Source organism: Herbaspirillum sp. CAH-3, from assembly GCF_009668275.1.
GTDB classification, from domain to species: Bacteria; Pseudomonadota; Gammaproteobacteria; order Burkholderiales; family Burkholderiaceae_D; genus Herbaspirillum; species Herbaspirillum aquaticum.
Genome location: NZ_VSWE01000009.1, coordinates 15,281 through 33,437 on the forward strand (window position 1 = coordinate 15,281; position 18,157 = coordinate 33,437).

At 63.1% G+C, this 18,157-nt stretch carries 12 protein-coding genes; 9 read left to right on the forward strand and 3 right to left on the reverse strand.

The genetic code is table 11. The features are described from left to right. Nucleotides 1-7: 7 nt before the first annotated feature. Entirely contained in the window at nucleotides 8-1,783 is a 1,776-nt protein-coding gene (gcl, locus tag FYB76_RS12625) for a glyoxylate carboligase (protein WP_154133872.1), read from the reverse strand. 161 nt (nucleotides 1,784-1,944) lie between these two features. Between gcl and FYB76_RS12630 the strand changes: the two genes are divergently transcribed. Further along, nucleotides 1,945-2,862 (forward strand): LysR family transcriptional regulator, encoded by a 918-nt coding sequence (locus FYB76_RS12630; protein ID WP_154133873.1) that lies wholly within the window; start codon nucleotides 1,945-1,947, stop codon nucleotides 2,860-2,862. A 468-nt stretch (nucleotides 2,863-3,330) separates the two neighbouring features. On the opposite strand, the gene FYB76_RS27035 is transcribed toward FYB76_RS12630, so the two are convergent. After that, nucleotides 3,331-5,091, reverse strand: coding sequence for a methyl-accepting chemotaxis protein (locus FYB76_RS27035; RefSeq protein WP_154133874.1), 1,761 nt, complete (start codon nucleotides 5,089-5,091; stop codon nucleotides 3,331-3,333). 851 nt (nucleotides 5,092-5,942) lie between these two features. Between FYB76_RS27035 and FYB76_RS12640 the strand changes: the two genes are divergently transcribed. From FYB76_RS12640 to FYB76_RS12665, 6 genes are all read left to right on the forward strand, one after another. Further along, nucleotides 5,943-7,244: an NCS2 family permease gene (locus FYB76_RS12640; protein ID WP_039784743.1), complete on the forward strand. Its 1,302-nt coding sequence runs from the start codon at nucleotides 5,943-5,945 to the stop codon at nucleotides 7,242-7,244. Nucleotides 7,245-7,571: 327 nt separating this feature from the next. Then, the gene (xdhA, locus tag FYB76_RS12645; RefSeq protein ID WP_154133875.1) at nucleotides 7,572-9,056 is read left to right on the forward strand and encodes a xanthine dehydrogenase small subunit; all 1,485 of its coding nucleotides are present in this window, start codon (nucleotides 7,572-7,574) and stop codon (nucleotides 9,054-9,056) included. Between the two features lie 31 nt (nucleotides 9,057-9,087). Continuing rightward, on the forward strand, nucleotides 9,088-11,457 hold the full coding sequence (xdhB, locus tag FYB76_RS12650; RefSeq protein WP_154133876.1) for a xanthine dehydrogenase molybdopterin binding subunit: 2,370 nt from the start codon (nucleotides 9,088-9,090) through the stop codon (nucleotides 11,455-11,457). Nucleotides 11,458-11,476: 19 nt separating this feature from the next. Then, nucleotides 11,477-12,544 carry a xanthine dehydrogenase accessory protein XdhC gene (xdhC, locus tag FYB76_RS12655; RefSeq protein WP_088754977.1) on the forward strand — a complete coding sequence of 356 codons (1,068 nt, stop codon included), beginning with the start codon at nucleotides 11,477-11,479 and terminating at the stop codon, nucleotides 12,542-12,544. A gap of 187 nt (nucleotides 12,545-12,731) precedes the next feature. Beyond that, nucleotides 12,732-14,030 carry a guanine deaminase gene (gene guaD / locus FYB76_RS12660; RefSeq protein ID WP_154133877.1) on the forward strand — a complete coding sequence of 433 codons (1,299 nt, stop codon included), beginning with the start codon at nucleotides 12,732-12,734 and terminating at the stop codon, nucleotides 14,028-14,030. Nucleotides 14,031-14,166: 136 nt separating this feature from the next. After that, nucleotides 14,167-14,430, forward strand: a complete 264-nt coding sequence (locus FYB76_RS12665) for a hypothetical protein (protein WP_088754975.1) — start codon at nucleotides 14,167-14,169, stop codon at nucleotides 14,428-14,430. An 82-nt stretch (nucleotides 14,431-14,512) separates the two neighbouring features. Here the strand turns inward: FYB76_RS12665 and FYB76_RS12670 are convergent, their stop codons facing one another. Then, entirely contained in the window at nucleotides 14,513-15,115 is a 603-nt protein-coding gene (locus FYB76_RS12670) for a TetR/AcrR family transcriptional regulator (protein ID WP_088754974.1), read from the reverse strand. 242 nt (nucleotides 15,116-15,357) lie between these two features. Between FYB76_RS12670 and FYB76_RS12675 the strand changes: the two genes are divergently transcribed. Together FYB76_RS12675 and FYB76_RS12680 are read left to right on the forward strand one after the other, a co-directional pair. Further along, entirely contained in the window at nucleotides 15,358-16,917 is a 1,560-nt protein-coding gene (locus FYB76_RS12675; RefSeq protein WP_255475303.1) for an efflux transporter outer membrane subunit, read from the forward strand. A gap of 5 nt (nucleotides 16,918-16,922) precedes the next feature. Beyond that, the gene (locus tag FYB76_RS12680; RefSeq protein ID WP_195724633.1) at nucleotides 16,923-18,155 is read left to right on the forward strand and encodes an HlyD family efflux transporter periplasmic adaptor subunit; all 1,233 of its coding nucleotides are present in this window, start codon (nucleotides 16,923-16,925) and stop codon (nucleotides 18,153-18,155) included. The last annotated feature ends 2 nt before the right edge of the window (nucleotides 18,156-18,157 follow it).

Below are 18,157 nucleotides of genomic sequence, written 5' to 3' on the forward strand. Positions count from 1 at the left end.
TTGTTTTTCAGTCGAGCAGGCTGATGGCGGTGGGCGCATCGTCGGCGCGCTCGGCCAGGGGTTCGAATTCATTGATGGCATCGATCTCGGTGCCCATGGCGATATTGGTGACACGTTCCAGGATGATTTCCACCACCACCGGGACGCGGTACTCGGCCATCCAGCGCTGGGCCTGGGCAAAGGCATCCTGGATGGCATTGGGATCGGTGACGCGGATGGCCTTGCAGCCCAGGCCCTCGACCACGGCCACATGGTCCACGCCATAGCCGTTCAGTTCGGGGGCGTTGATGTTTTCGAAAGCCAGCTGCACGCAGTAATCCATCTCGAAGCCGCGCTGTGCCTGGCGGATCAGGCCGAGGTAGGAGTTGTTGACCAGCACGTGCAGGTAAGGCAGCTTGAACTGCGCGCCCACGGCGAGTTCCTCGATCATGAACTGGAAGTCATAGTCGCCCGAGATGGCCACCACCTTCTTCTGCGGATCGGCCGCCACCACACCCAGTGCCGCAGGAATGGTCCAGCCCAGCGGCCCGGCCTGGCCGCAATTGATCCAATGGCGATCGCGATAGACGTGCAGGAATTGCGCGGCGGCGATCTGCGAGAGGCCAATGGTGGCCACGTAGCAGGTCTCGCGACCGAAGGCGCGGTTCATTTCCTCATACACGCGTTGCGGCTTGACGGGCGTGTCATTGAAGTGGGTGCGCCGCTGCAGGCTCTTCTTGCGCTGCTGGCATTCGGCCAGCCAGGCCGAGCGGTCGGGCAGGCGCCCGGCGGCCTTCCACTCTTTAGCCACCTCGACGAACAGCTTCAACGCGGCACCGGCATCGCTGACGATGCCGTAATCCGGCCCAAAGACGCGGCCGATCTGGGTCGGTTCGATATCGACATGGACGAAGGTACGGCCCTTGGTGAAGACATCGATGGACCCGGTATGGCGATTGGCCCAGCGGTTGCCGATGCCGAGCACGAAGTCCGAGGCCAGCAGGGTCGCATTGCCGTAGCGGTGGCTGGTTTGCAGGCCGACCATGCCGGCCATCTGCGGGTGGTCGTCGGCAATGGCGCCCCAGGCCATGAGGGTCGGGATCACCGGGATGCCGGTGAGCTCGGCGAACTCCACCGCCAGTGCGGCCGCATCGGCGTTGACCACACCGCCGCCGATGGTCAGCAGCGGGCGCTGTGCCGCGTTGAGCATGTCGAATGCTTTTTCGATCTGGGCGCGGGTGGCGGCGGGACGATAGACCGGGAGCGGCGCGTAGGTATCCGGGTCGAAATCGATCTCGGCCATTTGTACATCGAAAGGCAGGTCGATCAAGACCGGACCGGGTCGGCCCGAGCGCATCAGGTGGACGGCTTGCTGGAACACGCGCGGCACCAGGGCTGGTTCCCGCACGGTCACGGCCCATTTGGTGACGGGCTTGGCGATGGATTCGATGTCGACGGCCTGGAAGTCTTCCTTGTAGAGCCGGGCGCGGGGGGCCTGGCCGGTGATGCAGAGGATGGGGATGGAATCGGCCTGGGCCGAATAGAGCCCGGTGACCATGTCGGTCCCGGCCGGACCCGAGGTACCGATGCACAGCCCGATGTTGCCGGCCTTGGCGCGGGTATAGCCCTCGGCCATGTGGGAGGCCCCCTCCACGTGGCGCGCCAGGATATGGCTGATGCCGCCGTGTTTCTTCAAGGCCGAGTAGAAGGGATTGATCGCGGCGCCGGGCACGCCGAAGGCTTGCAGGCAGCCTTCCTTGACCAATACGTGCACTGCCGCGTCGACTGCTCTCATCTTTGCCATGCTCGTTCTCCAGGATGTCCGTTGGTGGATGTGTGATCGCTGGAGGCCATGCTAGTCATTACAAATCCGGATGATAAGTATCATCACAGTCCACTGATTACTGAGCAAAAGTATGGAAACATCCAAAAAGTATTGAATTACACTCAGGCCGGGAGGGATTGATGGACAAGCTCAAGCAGATCGAAGCATTCGTGCTGGTGGTGGACAAGGGCAGCCTGGCGGCTGCGGCGCTGGAGGAGAAGGTGACGCCGGTGATGATGGGGCGGCGCATCGATGCGTTGGAAAAGCGGTTGGGCACCAAGCTCATGCATCGCACGACGCGGCATTTGACGTTGACGGAGCAAGGCAGCGTATTTCTGGATCATTGCCGCAAGTTGCTGGAGCAGATGGACACGGCCGAGAAGAGCATTGCCGAGGGCCGCCACAAGGCCACAGGCCACCTGGTGGTCTCGACCCCGGCGGCGTATGGCCGACTGCATGTGGCACCGCATGCGCCGGCGTTTTTGGCGGCGCATCCGGAGGTGCAGATTTCATTCAACCTGACCGATCGCGTGGTCGATCTTGTGCGCGAGGGGTATGACCTGGGCATTCGCATTGGCGGCGCGATTGAACCGAGCTTTGTGGCGGTGAGGTTGGCGAGCAACCGGCGGGTGGTATGTGCGGCGCCGGAGTATTTGCATCGTCATGGTGTTCCGCGCACGCTGGATGATCTGGCGCAGCACAATTGCCTGGCGTTCAATTTGCAGGGAGGGCAGCAGCGCGGGTGGTATTTCCAGCAGGGTGGCAAGCCGGTGATCGTCAAGGTGCAGGGCAATCTGGATTGCAATGATGGCGAGTTGCTGCATCGCTGGGCCAGTGAAGGGCTGGGGCTGGCGTGGCGGTCGACGTGGGAGATCCAGGCGCAGCTGGCGTCGGGGGAGTTGGTGACGGTGTTGGATGAGTATGCTTTGCCGCATTACGACATCATGGCGGTGTATCCGCAGCAGCGGCATTTGCCGGCGAAGACGCGTTTCTTCATTGATTATTTGAAGGAAGTTTACGGGCAACAGGACTACTGGAATCGCGCGCGAAAGGCATGACAGCCGCGAGGCCGCAGGCGAGCAAGAAAAGGGCGATGCCGCAGGCGAGCCCGTGGGGGTTGGTCCCCATAGAGCCAGCCGTCGCAGCGGAGCGAAAAGTGGATCAGAAGGATAGTCGGAGCGAAGCGACTCTATCCTTCCCACTTTTCGCTTCGCTGCGACGGGCACCCTCCGCAGGAGGGCTGGCTCTTTGGGGTCGCCTTCTTTTGCTTACTTTTCTTGGCGAGACAAGAAAAGTGAGCGGCTGCCGGGCCGCTCCCGGCGCTCCGTTCCGCCCGGAGAGAGAAAGCAATTAAGCTAGAGCGCAGGAAAGCATTCCGTGCAGACTACCCAAAACGCCAAAACGCCAGAGCACCAAAACACCAAAACACCAGCATTAAGAAAACCTTAACGCTGACCAAAACCTGCATTAACCGGACGTAAATCCGGGCAAAGACGAACAGCTGCCAGCACCGAGATCAAATCAGATCAGAACTGCTCCCACTGATCCGAGTCCTTCTCAGGAGAATCGCCGATCAGCTCGGCGCGCTTTGCTGGCGTGGCTTTCTCGGCAAGACGCGGCTTGGCTGCAACGCGCGGTTTGACGGCGGCAGTCCCGGCTGGCTTGGCCGCGCTCCTGGCTGGCCTCGTCACCGCTGACGCAGCAGCTTGCACCGGCTCCGCACCGAGCCGGAACACGCTCATCGCCTCCGACAGGATGCGTGCCTGGTCTTTCAGGGATTCTGCCGCCGCTGCAGCCTCTTCCACGAGCGCTGCATTCTGCTGCGTACCCTGATCCATCTGGCCGATGGCGCGGTTGATTTCATCCAGACCGGCGCTTTGCTCCTGCGTGGCCGAGCTGATTTCGCCCACGATATCGCTGACCTTCCTGACACTATCGACCACCTGACCGATGGTCGTTCCGGCCTGTCCCACCAGCTCGCTACCGGCCTCGACCTTGGCCACCGAATCATTGATGAGGACCTTGATTTCCTTGGCCGCCGCCGCAGAGCGTTGCGCAAGCCCCCGCACCTCCGAGGCGACCACGGCAAAACCGCGGCCCTGCTCGCCGGCACGAGCGGCTTCCACCGCTGCATTGAGGGCCAGGATGTTGGTCTGGAAGGCGATGCCATCGATCACGCTGATGATATCGACGATGCGCTTGGACGATTCGTTGATGGAATCCATGGTCTCCACGACCTTGCCGACCACTTGCCCGCCTTCGATGGCGATACCTGACGCCGACTCGGCGAGCTTGTTGGCCTGACGCGCATTATCGGCATTCTGCTTGACCGTGGACGTGAGCTGCTCCATCGCCGAAGCCGTCTCCTCGATGGACCCGGCCTGCTCTTCCGTGCGTGCCGACAAGTCCGAGTTTCCTCGGGCGATTTCATCGGAGCCGTGGGTAATGCTGTCGGTCGCCGCACGAATCTTTCCGACGATCATCGCCAGTTGCTCCCGCATCTGCGCCACGGAATACAACAGGCTGGAGCGGTCGCCGTTCTTGAGCGCAACCTCCACGGCCAGTTCTCCGGCGGCAATTCGCGAAGCAACGGAAGCGACATCGCCGGGCTCACCGCCAAGCTGGCGCAGGATACTGCGCGTGATCAGCGTGGCCAGCACAAGTGAGACCAGCAAGCCAAAGGCTGCCACCACCAGCAACAACCGGCGGGCAGCAAAATAATCTTCGTGTGCCTGCTTGGCAGCCGCGATATTTTTGCTCACGACGACATCGCGCAACTTGCCCAGTTCATCCGTCCAGGGCTGCAAGGATCTGGCGGTATCCAACATTGCCTGTCTGGTTGCAGCCGCATCACCTTCGGCCTCAACAAGCTGCAGGACTTTCTTCAACTTTGGAATCACGTCACTGGCAATATCGTCGATACGTTTGAGCAACTGGCGTTCCTGCTCAGTCAGGGTGGAATCGGACTCATAGAGCTTGTGCAGGGTTTTCAGCTGGCCGTCATAGGCCAGGAGCCTGTCCTCAATCCCTTTTTTTTCCGCCGCCCTGCGCGCCGGGTCGTCCGTGCCAAGCAAGCGCTGAAGACCGATGGCCGCTCCCTGTGCTTTCCCGATGCCGCTGGCGACTGCGCTGATTTCCTGCGTGCCATAGTCCCCATTCTGGGTCAGGACGTCATTGAGCCCGCTGAGCTTGAACAAAGCCACGATAACCACAGTGGCCAAGGTCGCCAGGACAATACCGAAGCCTATGTACAGGCGCGTCTGGACTTTGAATTGTGTGAAATGCATACCCCCCCCCTTTTAATGGTCATCGTATAACGGCGCAATTACGCACACACTTTAGGCTCTTTACAACATGCAACACGTGCCGGTGAACCCTATCGGAGGAAAATTAGGCCAAGCAAAGCCGCAGGCGAGTCGGAGACCTCGCGAGGCCGAAGGCGAGCCCGTGGGGGTTGCCGTCCCCATAGAGCCAGCCGTCGCAGCGGAGCGAAAAGTGGATCAGAAGGATAGTCGGAGCGAAGCGACTCTATCCTTCCCACTTTTCGCTTCGCTGCGACGGGGACCCTCCGCAGGAGGGCTGGCTCTTTGGGGTCGCCTTCTTTTGCTTACTTTTCTTGGCGAGACAAGAAAAGTGAGCGGCTGCCGGGCCGCTCCCGGCGCGTTCTTCCGACCGGAGAGAGAACACAATTAAGCTAGAGCGCAGGAAGGGATTCCGTGCAGACTACCCAAAGAAGCAAGCAAGCAAACAAGCAAGCAAATAATTTCCCCAAAACAACAAACCCCGCACCAAAAAGCCCCCACCAGATAAAACTGGCAAAATCTCGCCTGCGAAACACCAGATTCCATACCTCCGTGTCACCAATACGCAGCAACAATCTCCAGCGCCAGCGCTGATTTCCGCCGAAAATCCCACTTATAACTCCAGGTTAATAATGGCTATGTGCCAGCCCTTACATCCCTCACATGAAATTCAACGACATTAGCAACGCTGCCAAAACAATGCGAAAAGCACCCCCACCAGCACCGCCCATTTTTTGCCTGCCCCCGGCCCCCACGCATGCCCAAGCGCATGAACGGCGCCCACGCCAGGCAAGTTTTCCGGCGCATAAAAACGGACCAAACGGAGACAACCCACAATGAACGCCTTGAACAAGTTCTTCCGCCTGGAAGAAAACGGCACCACCGTCCGCACCGAGTTGCTGGCCGGCCTGACCACCTTTTTGACGATGGCTTACATCATCTTCGTCAATCCCAGCATCCTGGGCGATGCCGGCATGCCCAAGGATTCGGTCTTTGTGGCCACCTGCGTCGCGGCGGCTGTCGGCACGCTCATCATGGGCCTGTATGCCAATTATCCGATTGGCCTGGCCCCTGGCATGGGCTTGAATGCCTACTTCGCCTATGCCGTCGTCAAGGGCATGGGCTTCCCGTGGCAGGCTGCGCTGGGCGCGGTGCTGATCTCGGGCTGCCTGTTCTTGCTGGTGAGCGTGCTGCGCGTCCGTGAGCTGATCATCAAGAGCATCCCTCAGTCCTTGCGCACGGCCATACCGGCTGGCATCGGGCTGTTCCTGGCCATCATTTCGCTCAAGAGCGCCGGCATCGTCGCCGCCAATCCGGCTACCTTCGTCACCCTCGGCGACCTGCACCAGCCTGCCCCGGTGATGGCCATCATCGGCTTCCTGGTGATCGTGGCGCTGGACCGCCTGAAGGTGCGTGGCGCGCTGCTGATCGGCATCCTGCTGGTGACGGTGCTGTCCTTCGTCTTCGGCGGCAACCATTTCTCGGGCATCTTCGCCGCCCCACCCTCGATCGCCCCCACCTTCCTGCAGCTGGACATCAAGGGCGCCATCTCGATGGGCCTGTTGAACGTGGTGCTGGTGTTCTTCCTGGTCGAGCTGTTTGATGCAACCGGCACCCTGATGGGCGTGGCCACCCGCGCCGGCCTGATGAAGGACGGCAAGATGGAGCGCCTGAACAAGGCCCTCATGGCCGACAGCACCGCCATTGTCGCCGGCTCCCTGCTGGGCACCTCCTCGACCACCGCCTACATCGAAAGCGCTGCCGGCGTACAAGCCGGTGGCCGCACCGGCCTGACTGCGGTCGCCATCGCCGTGCTGTTCCTGCTGTGCCTGTTCATCGCCCCGCTGGCGGGCGTCGTCCCGGCTTACGCCACGGCACCGGCGCTGTTCTTCGTGGCCTGCCTGATGCTGCGCGAACTGGTGCACATCGACTGGGAAGACACCACCGAATGCGTACCGGCCGTGATCACCGCGCTGGTGATGCCCTTCACCTACTCCATCGCCAATGGCCTGGCGCTGGGCTTCATCAGCTATGCAGGATTGAAGCTGCTGACGGGTCGTATGAAGGATGTATCAGTGGTAATCTGGATCATCGCCGCGATCTTCCTGTTCAAGATCATCTACCTCGGCGGTGAATGAGCGGCCAGACCGCCCCATGAAGTAAAAGGAAAAATCGAAGAGGCAGCCCGATCACCAGCCGGGCCGCCTCTTCGGGATCGTGACAAGAGGGAACCCGACAATCGTCCGCAACAATCGCAGGCGGACAATCCGTTTCCTCTTTTGACGACCCCGGCACGTTTCTTGAATGCCATCTGGCCACGGGAGACACCACAGGCCGGCCACCGCCCCAAGCGGAGGTGCCGCCTGAAAGCAGATCCAACAACAAGAAGCACGCCCCACGATACGCCCTGGAGCGCGCCATAAAGCAGTCTGTTTTGTAGACAATCCATTTCGAGTAAAAGCCAAATGCCAGAGACCACCCGCCCCATCCAGTTCTACTTTCGCGGCCAGACCCACGAAGTAGCAGGCCAACCCACCACCCGCACCGTTCTGCAGCATCTGCGCGAGGACCTGCATTGCACCGGCACCAAGGAAGGCTGTGCCGAAGGCGATTGCGGTGCCTGCACGGTGGTCGTGGGCGAACTGCGCGATGACCAGCTGGAACTGAAGACGGTCAATGCCTGCATCCAATTCCTGCCCACGCTGGACGGCCGTGCCTTGTTCACCGTGGAAGACCTGAAGCAAGCCGACGGCTGCCTGCATCCGGTGCAGCAGGCCATGGTGGAATGCCATGGCTCGCAATGCGGCTTCTGCACGCCGGGCTTCGTGATGTCGCTGTGGGGCCTGTACCTGAAGCATGACAAGGACGGCATCACGCCCGACAAGCGCGAGATCGACGATGCCCTCTCCGGCAACCTGTGCCGCTGCACCGGCTATCGCCCCATCATCGATGCGGCGCGCCGCATGGGCGAACTGCCCAAGGTCGAGTTCGACCGCGACGCCGTCAAGTCCGCCCTGCGCGCCATTGACCAGGACACGCCGCTGGCCGTCACGCATGCAGGCCAGACCTTCCACGCACCGCGCACCCTGGCACAGCTGGTGCAGCTGCGCGCCGACCTGCCCAAAGCGCGCATCCTGGCCGGCTCCACCGATGTGGGCCTGTGGGTGACCAAGCAGATGCGCGAGCTGGGCGATATCGTCTACATCGGCCGCGTGGAAGAACTGCGCGCGATGCAGGTGCAGGACGGCATGCTGGAGATCGGCGCCGGTGTCTCGCTGGAAGAGGCCTATGCCGAGGCTGCACGCCACTATCCGCAAGAGCTGTCGGAACTGTGGCAGCGCTTCGCCTCCCTGCCGGTGCGCAATGCCGGCACGCTGGGCGGCAACGTCGCCAATGGTTCGCCCATCGGCGACTCCATGCCCTGGCTGATCGCACTGGGCACGCAGATCGTGCTGGCCAGCGTGCGCGGCCAGCGCGTCATGCCGCTGGAAGACTTCTACCTGGCTTACCAGAAGTCGGCCCTGCAAGCCGATGAAGTGGTGCAGGCCGTGCGCATCCCGCTGCCGCGCAAGGACGTGCGCTTCCGGGTGTACAAACTCTCCAAGCGCTTCGACCAGGACATCTCTGCAGTCTGCGCCGCCTTCGCGCTGCGCATGGAGGGCGACACCATCACCGAGGCGCGCATCGCCTTCGGTGGCATGGCCGCTACGCCCAAGCGCGCCGCCCACGCCGAAGCGCTGCTGCAAGGCGGCACGTGGAACGAAGCGCAAGTGCAAGCCGCCATGGCCGCGCTGGCGCAGGATTACGCGCCGCTGTCGGACATGCGGGCCAGCGCCGCCTATCGCTTGCGCACGGCGCAGAACCTGCTCTATCGCTATTGGCTGGAAACGCGCACCGATGCGCCCCTGGCACGCCAGGATGTGCGCGCCTTCGCGGTCAGCGCCGCGTGAAGCCCTTGGACCGAACCAGCAGGAGAACCGCATGAACAAGCAAACCGAACAATTCCTCAACACCCTGGTGCAGCCGCCAAAGGACTGGGCCACCGTGGGCAAGCCGCATCCGCATGAATCGGCAATCCTGCACGTGACCGGCGAAGCCACCTATACCGATGACATCCCCGAGCTGCACGGCACCCTGCATGCGGCGCTTGGCCTGTCGCAGAAGGCCCACGCACGGGTGCGCGCCATCGACCTGGAGAAGGTGAAAGCCGCGCCGGGTGTGCGTGCCGTCTTCACCGCCGCAGATATTCCGGGCGAAAACGAATGCGGTGCCATCATCCACGACGATCCAGTGCTGGCCGACGGCCTGGTGCAATACGTGGGCCAGCCGGTCTTCATCGTGGTAGCCGACAGCCATGACCAGGCCCGCCGCGCGGCGCGCCTGGCCGTGATCGACTATGAAGAACTGCCGCCCATCCTCACCCCGCGTGATGCCCATGCGGCGCAATCCTACGTGCTGCCACCGATGCATCTCACGCGCGGCGAACCGGCCGTCGCGCTGGCGCTGGCACCGCACAAGCTGCGCGGGCAATTCGATGTGGGCGGGCAGGAACAGTTTTACCTGGAAGGACAGATCTCCTATGCCATCCCCAAGGAGGGACGCGGCATGCACGTGGTTTGCTCGACCCAGCACCCCAGCGAGATGCAGCACCACATTGCCACGGTCCTGAAGCTGGCGTCGCACGATGTGCTGGTGGAATGCCGGCGCATGGGCGGCGGCTTCGGCGGCAAGGAATCGCAATCGGCGCTGTGGGCGTGCGCAGCGGCGGTGGCGGCCGCCAAGCTGCGGCGGCCGGTGAAGCTGCGCGCCGATCGCGATGACGACATGATGGTCACCGGCAAGCGCCACTGCTTTGCCTATGACTACGAGATCGGCTATGACGATGACGGGCGCATCGTCGCCGCCAAGATCGACATGATCTCGCGTGCCGGTTTCTCGGCCGACCTGTCCGGCCCGGTGGCCACGCGCGCGGTCTGCCACTTCGACAATGCCTACTATCTCTCGGACGTGGAAATCCACGCCATGTGCGGCAAGACCAACACGCAATCCAATACCGCCTTCCGTGGCTTCGGCGGACCGCAGGGCGCGCTGGCCATCGAGTACATTCTCGACGACATCGCCCGCAATCTCGGACGCGATCCGCTGGAGATCCGCCGCAACAATTTCTACGGGCCCAGCGATGCCGAGGGACCGGAGGCACGCAACGTCACCCACTATGGCCAGAAGGTGGAAGACAACGTCATCCACGGCCTGGTCGACCAGCTTGAACGGAGCAGCCGCTACCAGGAACGCCGCCGTGCGGTGGCCGAATTCAATGCGGGCAGCACGATATTGAAGAAGGGCCTGGCGCTCACGCCGGTGAAGTTCGGCATTTCCTTCAACGTGCCGCACCTGAACCAGGCTGGCTCGCTGGTGCACGTCTATACCGATGGCTCGGTGCTGGTCAACCACGGTGGTACCGAGATGGGCCAAGGCTTGAACACCAAGGTCGCGCAAGTGGTGGCCAATGCCCTGGGGGTACCGCTGGAGAAGGTGCGCTGCACCGCCACCGATACCAGCAAGATCGCCAACACCTCGGCCACCGCCGCCTCCACCGGCAGCGACCTCAACGGCAAGGCGGCGCAAGATGCCGCGCTGCAGATCCGCGCCCGGCTGGCCGATGTGGCCGCGCGGCATTTCGGCGTCGAGGCGACGACGGTGCGCTTTGCCGATGGCCTGGTGCTGGCGGGAGAACAATCCCTGCCCTTCGTCGAACTGGTGATGAAGGCCTACCTGCAGCGGGTGCAGTTGTGGTCGGACGGTTTCTATTCCACCCCCAAGGTGCATTGGGATGCCAAGCGCATGCACGGCCATCCCTTCTTCTATTTCGCCTATGCGGCGGCGGTGTCGGAAGTGGTGATCGACACCCTCACCGGCGAATGGAAACTGCTGCAGGCCGACCTGCTGTATGACGCCGGCGAGAGCCTGAACCCGGCGCTGGACATCGGCCAGGTCGAAGGCGGATTCATCCAGGGCATGGGCTGGCTGACCACCGAGGAACTGTGGTGGAACAAGGACGGCAAGCTGATGACGCATGCTCCCTCCACCTACAAGATCCCGGCCATCTCGGATTGCCCGGAAGCCTTCCGCACGGAGTTGTATGCCAACAGCAATGTGTCCGACACCATCCACCGTTCCAAGGCGGTCGGTGAACCGCCACTGCTGTTGCCGTTCTCGGTGTTCCTGGCGATCCGCGATGCGGTCTCGTCGGTGGGCGGGCATCGCGTCAATCCGCCGCTGCGCGCACCAGCCACCAGCGAGGCCATCCTCGACGCGGTCGATGCCGTGCGCGCGGCTACGCTCACCCGGTAATGCGCGGCGGAGAAACATCATGACCACATGGCTGAGCGCATTACGCCGCATGCAAGAGGACAGCGTCCCGGCGGTGCTGGTGACGGTGGCGCAGATCCAGGGCTCGACCCCGCGCGAGCCGGGGGCGCGCATGCTCTATACCGCCGGCGACCAGTTCGACACCATCGGCGGTGGCCACCTCGAATGGCGCGCGGCGCAGATCGCGCGCGCCATGCTGCAGGCCGGCTCCGGCGCGCTGGCAGACCGGCGACGACTGGAACGCATCGCGCTCGGGCCCAGCCTGGGGCAGTGTTGCGGTGGCGTGGTGTTCCTCTGCTTCGAGCGCATTGATGCCGAGTCCACCGCCCTGCACACCTGGCAGACACTGGAGCAGTCCTGGTGCAGCGGTACGGACCGCTGGCGCGCCTTGCCGCTGGATCACGACGCACCCTTGCAACTGCTGGAGAACGATCCATCTGACCTCGGCCTGCCGCCGGACGTCCTCCGTCACGCGCGCCAGACCCAGCTGGTGCGCGACGGCCAGGGCCGCCGCTGGCTGCTCGACCTGTGCCGGGCACATCAACCGCAGGTGGTACTGTTCGGCGCCGGCCATGTGGGGGCCGCCATCGTCAAGGTCTTGTCCAACCTGCCTTGCCGGGTGCTGTGGGTGGATGAGCGGGAGGACATGTTCCCGCCCGGCCTGCCGCCGCAGATCCGCATCGAGGCCACCGACGTGCCCAATGCCGCGGTCGACATGGCCGAGCCCGGCGCGTATTATCTCGTGATGACCCACAGCCACGCCCTCGACCAGCAACTGAGCGAACGCATCCTCAAGCGTGACGATGCGGCGTGGTTCGGGCTGATCGGGTCCATCACCAAGCGCAAGCAGTTCGAGCATCGCCTCTCCGAGCGCGGTTTCTCGGCCGCGCAGCTGGAACGGATCACCTGCCCCATCGGCATCCCCGGCATCTACGGCAAGGAACCCGCCAGCATCGCCATCGCGGTGGTGGCGCAACTGATGCAACTGTGGGAACTGCGCTTTACCCACCCCAAACCCAAGGCATGGCCACTGAGTCTGGCCACACACGCTCTGGACGGCAGAGGCTGAAGGAACACCCTGCCGTCACCCTTCCGGGAATCCTGTCGACACGTCCTGGCTGATCGCACGGGATTCCCCTTCGATTCCACTTTCGCAACACGGAATGCATCGTCACGACCATGCCTTCCAGTATGATGACCACTGAATCGACGGCCCGCGCCCGTGCGCGCGGCGCCGCCTGCATCGAGGAAACACCATGAGCCCATCCCTGCAAGCCTACCGCGCCAGCCTGCTGTATTTCACCAACGATCCCGCCTTCGACGAGCACGCCACCCAATGGCACAGCGATGGCCTGCTGCTGGTGCAAGACGGCAAGATCCAGGCCGCCGGCGACTACGCCACGCTGGCCGCCACCCTGCCGCCCGGCACCGCCATCGAAGACCTGCGCGGCAAGATCCTTTGCCCCGGCTTCATCGATACCCACATCCACTATCCGCAGACCGACATCATCGGCTCCCCCGCGCCGGGCCTGCTGCCCTGGCTGGACAACTACACCTTCCCGGCCGAGCGCCGCTTCCAGCAGCCGGAGCACGCTTCCGAAGTGGCCGATTTCTTCCTGGCCGAACTGCTGCGCAATGGCACCACCAGCGCGGCCGTGTATTGCACCGTGCATCCGCAGTCGGTGGATGCCTTCTTCGCGGCCAGCCATGCACGCAACCTGCGCATGGTGGCCGGCAAGTGCCTGATGGACCGCAATGCGCCGGATTTCCTGCGTGATACGGCCGAGTCGGGTGTGCGCGAGAGTGAGGAATTGATCGGGCGCTGGCACAACAAGGGACGCCAGCATTACGCCATTACCGTGCGCTTTGCGCCGACCTCCACCCATGAACAGATGAAGCTGGCCGGCGAACTGGCGGCACAATATCCGGACACGTATATACAAACCCACGTGGCCGAAAATACGGACGAAGTGAAATGGGTGAAGGAGCTCTATCCCGACGCCCGCAGCTACCTGGACGTGTATGACGGCTATGGCCTGATGCGCCAGCGTGCGCTGTATGCCCACTGCATCTGGCTGGATGACCAGGATCGTGCGCGCATGGCGGCCACGCAATCGGCGGCCACCTTGTGCCCGACCTCCAACCTGTTCCTGGGCAGCGGCCTGTTCGACTTCGCCCGCGCCGATGCGGCGCGCGTACCGCTGTCGCTGGCCACTGACGTCGGCGGCGGTACCAGCTTCTCGATGCTGCAGACCATGAACGAGCTCTACAAGGTCGCCCGCATGGGCGGCACTTACCTGCCGGCGCAACGCATGTTCTATCTCGCTACCCTGGGCGGTGCCCGCGCGCTTCAGCTGGAGGGCACCATCGGCAGCTTCACGCCGGGCTGCGACGCCGACTTCATCGTGCTGGATCCGCAGGCCACGCCCTTGCTGGCCCGCCGCAGCGCCACCACCGACAGCCTCGAGGAACAATTGTTCGCACTGGCCATTCTGGGTGATGACCGTGCCATTGCCGCGACCTATTCGGCGGGCGTGCGGGTGCACCAGCGCTGAAATCGTTCATATCGGTCCCGATGCGGGTGGAACCGGGCTTGCCGTTGAGGCAAGTCCGGTTTTTTTGGGGGACTTCATTTGTGGCCATTGATCCAACTTTTTCGCATGCGTGGAAACGCGAATTAAAGGAAGATCCATGCCGGATCAATTCTGGTCTGCAGCGGAATGTGCGAAACCTATGAAGCCTTTTGATATCTGCCCAAACTGTGCCGGCCAGGGAACTGTTCACTATGTCGTCTCGACGGAAAACCGCACATTTGGAGGAGAGACGTTCATCGTACCGGTGCAATATTTCTCCTGCGAGCGCTGCACAGAAAGATTCCAGACAATGGAAATGGAAGACAGCTTGGTCAAGGCCCGCGAAATGTACTGGGCAAAGCAATGCAATAGCGAGAAGTAGCGATTGAATGCTCTGCTTAGATCACTCGACCGACACCCGGCTTGCAGTCGCCCGTGTCGCCTTCTTGTGCTTCTGAATCCCCTCAGCGCGGCTGATACAGATAAAGAAAAGCCTCCACCGCCCGCTGCGCCGACGCCTGCAGCTGGTCCGCCGGAATCTCGGTGACCACGTTGAGCATGCGCACTTCCATCCATTCCGCTTCGATCAACGCGCGAAACTGCATGGCGGCGATCCAGGCGTCAGAGGAGCGCAGCTTGCCCTCCTCCATCTTGACCTTCAGGAAATCGGCAATGCGCGTCCAGCCGCGCTTCGGCCCCCGCTCATACAGCAGCGGCCCCAGCTCGGACTTGCCCGCGTAATACATCCCCAGCCGCTTGACCGCCACGATCTCGGGCCGGAACACCACGCCCAAATAATGATTCGCCAGCCGCAATAAACCTGCGCGTACTTCGTCTTCATTACGCAAGGCCATGAACAATTCTTCAAACTGGCAACCCACCTGCTTGATCATCACCTCCACGAAGATTTCTTCCTTGGAGCTGAAATAGTTGTACAGCGTGGCCTTGGAGCCCCCGATACGGGCCGAGATTTCCGCCATGGAGGCGCCTTCGAAACCGATTTCGTTGAATACCTCGGCAGCGATGTCGATCATCTGCTGCCGCCGTTCTTCACTCTTCTTGCGCATGATTGTCCTGTAATGCCGGCCAGAAAACCGGCCAATCCCGAATTATAGGCGACGATGCCGCCGAAAGCCGCCTGATTGCCATCAAATCGCGGCAAAAAATCCCTGTTGCGGCAATGCCGCAAAAAGACGAGCAATTTATCGCAAAGCGCCTTGACACTTCACAAAAGCGAATACTATACTGAACTGTACAGTTTTTAAACATCGACATCCTGATTCAGTCGTTCACTCCACTCTCCACGCAAATGAACAAGAACTCATCTCTCCCCGACCAGCGCGCGCCCTATCCGGCGCTGCGGTCCGAGCGGCCTACCCTGCCGTGGCGGCGGGCGGCGGCGGTCTCGGCGGCCGTGCTGGCAGCGGCGCTCATGGCCGGCTGCGCCTCCTTCACCGATCTGGGTGCGCGCGCCGAACCCAAGTCCATCGATCATTACCAGAGCAGCCAGACCCTGGCCGCCACGGGAGTGCAAGCGGCCTGGCCGAACGACCAGTGGTGGACGGTCTACGGTGATGCCCAGCTCAATGCGCTCATCGCCGAAGCCCTGCAGAGCGCACCCTCCATGGCCGTCGCCAAGGCCCGCCTGATGAAGGCCGAGGGCACGGCCCAGCAACAAGGGGCGGCGCTCTATCCGCAGGTGAGCGGCAATGCCTCGCTGGACCGCATGAAGCAGTCCTACAACAACGGCGTGCCGCCGGACTTCGTGCCCAAGGGCTACAACAACGAGACCCGCGCCACGCTGGACTTCAGCTATGAAATCGACTTCTGGGGCAAGAACCGCGCCGCATTGGCCGCAGCCACCTCGGAACTGGAAGCCAGCCGTGCGGACGCCGCCCAGGCGCGCATCACCCTGGCCACCTCGATCGCCTCGGCCTACGCCGACCTGGCCCAGCTCTACGCCCAGCGCGACACCAATGCAGCTGCGCTCAAGGTGCGCGAAGAGACGCTGGACCTGTTCAACCAGCGCTTTACCAATGGCCTGGAGACACGCGGCTCGGTCAAGCAGATGGAAGCGCGCCGCGCCATCGCCCAGGCCGACCTCAAGGCCACCGACGAATCCATCGCCCTGCAACGCAACAAGCTGGCCGCACTGGCCGGGGCCGGCCCGGATCGCGGCCTGCAGCTGGCGCGCCCGCAGATCGACCTGTCCAAGCCCTTCGGCCTGCCCGCGCAACTGCCGGTGGAACTGCTGGGCCGCCGTCCCGACATCGTGGCCGCGCGCCTGCGCGCCGAAGCGGCGGGCAAGCAGATCAAGGTGGCGCGTGCTGCCTTCTATCCGAATGTGAACCTGTCGGCTTACTTCGGTTTCCAGTCGCTGGGCATCGACATGCTCACCCGCAGCGGCTCCGACATCGGCAGCTTCGGCCCGGCGATCTCGCTGCCCATCTTCAATGGCGGCCGCCTGCGCGGACAGTTCCGCTCGGCCAGCGCCAGCTATGACGAAGCCGTGGCCAACTACGACCAGGCCGTCACCCAGGCCCTGCAGGATGTGGCCGACGTCGGCGTGAGCGAGAAGGCCCTGGCCGGTCGACTGCAGGATGTGCAGGCCGCAGCCGACGCCGCCGAAGAGGCCTATCGCATCGTCAGCAACCGCTACAACGGCGGCCTCAACACTTACCTGGACGTGCTCAATGCGCAGGACACGCTCATCAGCAACCTGCGCCAGCTCTCCGACCTGCGCTCGCGCCTGTTCACCCTGGATGTCGCGCTGGTGCGCGCCCTGGGCGGCGGCTACCGCGCCGCCGGCGACAGCAAGAGCCAAGACAGCGCCACCGCGCCCCACACCGAACAGCAAGCGAAAGGTTGAACATCATGTCCCACAGCGATTCCCAAGCGGCCCACACCCTGGCCGAAGAAACCCGTCAGCGCAATGAAGAGGCCTCCAAGGCGGCCGCAGCACAAAAGCGCAAGAAGCTCTTTTCCATCTTCGGTGGCGTGGTCGCCATCGCCGCCATCGGCTACGGCAGCTACTGGTACCTGATCGGCTCGCGCTACGTCGAGACCGACAACGCCTACACCGCCACCGAAGTGGCCACCGTCACCCCGGCCATCAACGGCATCGTGGCCGCCGTCGACGTGGTCGATACCCAGGCCGTCAAGAAGGGCGACGTGCTGGTACGCATCGACGACGCCGATGCCAAGCTGGCCGTGGATCAGGCCGCCGCCGACCTGGACCGCACCGAACGCAAGGTCAAGGGCTACTTCGCCAACGATGCCGGCCTGGCCGCCCAGGTGCTGGCTCGTGAAGCCGAGCAGAAGCGCGCCAGTGCCCAGTTGCTGTCGGCGCAGGCCGATATGAAGCGCGCTGAAATCGACCTGCAGCGCCGCGAGGCGCTGGCCAAGTCGGGCTCGGTGTCGGGTGAAGAATTGAGCAATGCGCGCACTGCCCTGCTGACCGCCCAGGCCAACCTGAAGGCAGCCGAAGCCGCTGAAGTGCAGTCGCGCGCCAACATCAAGGCGACCCAGGGTGCGCAGAAGGCCAGTACCGTACTGACGGCCAATACCACCGTGGACGACAACCCGGAAGTGGTCCTGGCCCGCGCCAAGCTGGATCAGGCCAAGCTGGACCTCGAACGCACCGTGCTGCGCGCTCCGGTCGATGGCGTCATCGCCCGCCGCCAGGTGCAAGTCGGCCAGCGCGTGCAGAGCGGTGCCAGCCTGCTGTCGGTGGTGCCGCTGCAGCAGATGCACGTGGATGCCAACTTCAAGGAAGGGCAACTGACCAAGGTGCGCATCGGCCAGCCGGTGACCATGAAGGCGGACATCTATGGCGGTTCGGTGGAATACCACGGCGTCGTCACGGGTCTCTCCGGTGGCACCGGTTCGGCCTTTGCGGTGATCCCCGCGCAGAACGCCACCGGCAACTGGATCAAGGTGGTGCAGCGCCTGCCGGTGCGCATCTCGCTCGATCCCAAGGAACTGGCGCAGCGTCCGCTGTCGGTGGGCCTGTCGATGGTAGTGGAGATCGATACACGCGGCCAGGTGCAGGCCGGTGACGTCCAGCCCAAGTCGGCCAGCACCGAGTCCCGCGCCGCCGCACTGTAATC